The sequence below is a fragment of the Cryomorphaceae bacterium genome, from assembly GCA_007695365.1.
Taxonomy (GTDB): domain Bacteria; phylum Bacteroidota; class Bacteroidia; order Flavobacteriales_D; family SKUL01; genus SKUL01.
Genome location: REDV01000136.1, coordinates 1 through 3269, shown reverse-complemented (window position 1 = coordinate 3269; position 3269 = coordinate 1). Strand labels below are relative to the sequence as shown.

The 3269-nt window shown below is 48.6% G+C and carries 3 protein-coding genes; 1 reads left to right on the top strand and 2 read right to left on the bottom strand.

The genetic code is table 11. The features are described from left to right. Together EA392_13865 and EA392_13860 are read right to left on the bottom strand one after the other, a co-directional pair. On the bottom strand, positions 1-361 hold a 361-nt coding region (locus tag EA392_13865), incomplete at its 3' end, for a DUF779 domain-containing protein (protein ID TVR36986.1). An 86-nt stretch (positions 362-447) separates the two neighbouring features. Then, the gene (locus EA392_13860) at positions 448-1980 is read right to left on the bottom strand and encodes an aldehyde dehydrogenase (GenBank protein ID TVR36985.1); all 1533 of its coding nucleotides are present in this window, start codon (positions 1978-1980) and stop codon (positions 448-450) included. Positions 1981-2129: 149 nt separating this feature from the next. On the opposite strand from EA392_13860, the gene EA392_13855 reads away from it, so the two are divergent. Next, the gene (locus EA392_13855) at positions 2130-3071 is read left to right on the top strand and encodes an AraC family transcriptional regulator (protein ID TVR36984.1); all 942 of its coding nucleotides are present in this window, start codon (positions 2130-2132) and stop codon (positions 3069-3071) included. Positions 3072-3269: the final 198 nt, after the last annotated feature.

The window sequence follows — 3269 nt, the reverse complement described above, 5'->3', positions numbered from 1 at the left end:
TTACCGGTTGCAGGTCTGCTGCTTCTTCCTTGCTAAACAATCGGCTTTTAATCAAAAACCTTTTGCCGTAGGGGATGTCCAGGCTGAAGCTGGATCCCCTGCCCTCTGTGCAGTCGAGTGTGAGGTGGGTATGCTTCCAATACTCAAACTGAGATGCACTCATAAAAAATTCACAGCCATAGATTTCACCCAGCCGCACATCTGAAGGGCCTGTTTTGAATTCTCCCTTTTGAAAGCACATGGGCGTAGAGCCATCGCAACAGCCGCCGCTTTGGTGAAACATAAGCTCGCCGTGGTCTGCTCTGATTGTGTCAATCAGGTCTTTGGCGGCTTCGGTAATAGCTATTCTTGGGTGCGGCATGGAAAAAGGAATGATGTCAGCGAAAAAGATAAACTTCCCGACACGCACGGGGCATATCGGGAAGCTATGTTTACTTGGTTTACGGCCTAAAAGAAACCCAGCTTATTCTTGTTGTAAGAAATGAGCATGTTCTTGTTTTGCCGGTAATGGTTGAGCATCATTAAATGGTTTTCTCTTCCAAAACCCGATTGCTTATATCCGCCGAAGGGCGCATGCGCAGGGTATGCGTGGTAGCAATTTACCCATACGCGTCCGGCCTGAATGGCGCGGGGCACCTGGTACAATTCGTGGGCATCGCGGCTCCATACTCCTGCACCGAGGCCATAGAGTGTGTCGTTGGCAATTTCAATTGCTTCTTCGGTGGTTTTAAAGGTAGTAACCGAGGTTACCGGTCCAAAGATTTCCTCCTGAAAAACACGCATTTTGTTGTGTCCTTTCAAAATCGTAGGCTTGATGTAGTAGCCAGTTTCAAGGCCACTATTGAGTTGGGCGGGGGTGCCACCTGTAAGCACTTCTGCACCTTCTTGCTTTCCTATATCAATGTAGTTCATTACTTTATCGAACTGGTCTTTGGATGCTTGTGCACCCATCATCGTAGTGGTGTCTAACGGATGCCCCATTTTGATGGCTTCCGTGCGTTGAATCACGCGCTCCATGAATTTATCATAGATGCTTTCATGCACCAACATGCGGCTCGGACATGTGCACACTTCACCCTGGTTGAGTGCAAAGAGTACTGCACCCTCAATACATTTGTCAAAAAATGCGTCGTCGGCATCCATGATTGACGGGAAGAATACATTGGGCGATTTACCGCCGAGTTCCATGGTTACGGGGTTCAGGTTTTCAGACGCGTACTGCATAATGAGACGTCCCGTGGTGGTTTCGCCGGTGAAGGCCACCTTCTGGATGCGGGGTGATTGAGCGAGCGGTTTTCCGGCTTCGGGCCCGAAACCATTCACCACATTGATTACCCCTTCGGGAATCAGGTCGCCAATCAACTCCATCAGCACCATAATAGAGGCCGGAGTTTGCTCGGCAGGTTTAACAATGGTGCAGCAACCTGCGGCCAGCGCGGGCGCAATTTTCCAGGTAGCCATCAATAGCGGAAAGTTCCAGGGAATAATTTGTCCCACTACGCCAAGTGGCTCTTTGATGTTCATGGATACAGTGAACTCATCGTGCTCAGAAACGGAGCCTTCCTCGGCACGGATTACACCGGCAAAATACCGGAAGTGATCTACCACCAGGGCGAGGTCTGCATGAATGGTTTCGCGCACGGCTTTGCCATTGTCAATGGTTTCTACACGAGCCAGAAATTCGAGGTTTTCCTCAATGCGATCGGCTACCTTAAGCAATACGTTGCTCCGATAGGTTGCACTTGATTTACCCCATGTTTTAAAAGCTTTTTCGGCCGCATTGATGGCCAGTTCTATGTCGGCTGCTTTGCTTCGAGCCACTTTGGTAAAAGGTTTTCCGTCAATGGGCGAAATGGCCTCAAAGTACTCTCCGCCCTCGGGTGCTACAAATTTGCCACCTATGTAATTGTCATACCTTTCTTTGAATTCGGGCCGCGCCAGTTGTGTGCTGCTTGGCGCGTTGGTTGTTTGTGTAGTCATAACATTGTTTTTTGTTCGCCACAAAAGTGTTCAGCTTCAACGGCAATTACTTCCACATTAGTCGCGTCCATTAGCACAATCGTATCAAAATGCATAAAAACCTGATGTAAGGTTGGGAATATCCAGCACTTCCTACTTATATTTAGCCTATGTTATCGGGATTAAACCTCAAGGAGAAGCACCGCATTTTCAGCGCACCCCAAACGGATGTAGAACATCAGACGGTACACCCTGCCGACCATGCGGTGTTAAATGTCTTTGAAACCCAGCGCGTAACCAAGCATTTTGATCTGAAATTTGACAACCCCGTGGTAGTGAGTATGATTCAAGGAAAAAAGGTAATGCACCTTCATGACCGCTCACCGTTTGGTTTTGTGCCTGGCCAAACCATTGTGATGCCGGCCTCAGAGCTTATGTACATTGATTTTCCCGAAGCCTCGGTAAATCACCCTACACAGTGTATGGCACTTGAAATCAGTAATGGCTTTGTGAAAGATACCATGAATTGGCTCAATGAATTTTTTCCGAAGACAGACAATGGTGCCTGGGAATGGAGCAAGGATAACTTTTTGTTAATGAACAATGCCCGGGTAGAGGACGGGTTAAATCGGCTGATTAAGGTGTTGGTTGACAATGACTACGGTAGGCAGATGCGGGCCTCCAACACTACCCGTGAGCTGATTGCCAGTCTTATGCAGACCCATGCAAGGCATTTTTTACTGGGAAATCTCGACAAATTGAGCACCCGTAACCGCCTGGCCCACGTCGTGCAGTACATCCGCAAGAACCTCTCCGATCAACTTTCGGTAGATCAGTTAGCCAATAAAGCCTGCTTGTCGCGCGCACAGTTTTTCAGAGCTTTTCAGCGCGAACTGGGTGAAACGCCGGTACAGTTTATCAATCGTGAGCGCTTGCAACGTGCCAAACAACTCTTGCTGTATCAAGGCCGCTCTGTTTCCAATGCGTGTTTTGATTGTGGCTTCAGTAGTCTCAATTATTTCTCGCGCCTGTTCAAGCAAGTGGAAGGTGTGAGTCCCACAGAATGGCTTTCGCAACAGCGAATGCGCCGTCAGGGTAAAAATGTAGCATGACGCTCCCCGGATCTGGCTAATATTATGGAGTAAGCATAGATAACGCTCCCAAGGCCTGCGGCGCGTAAAGAAGGTGCAAAGTGCGCAATGGCGTATGCGAAATTGAAGAAGTCCCTTGCGCCCGTTGCGCCTCCATAGCGTCCATTGCGGTAAAAACTGATAGCTCTAATTCAAAGAAGTCATACTCACCATCCTGTC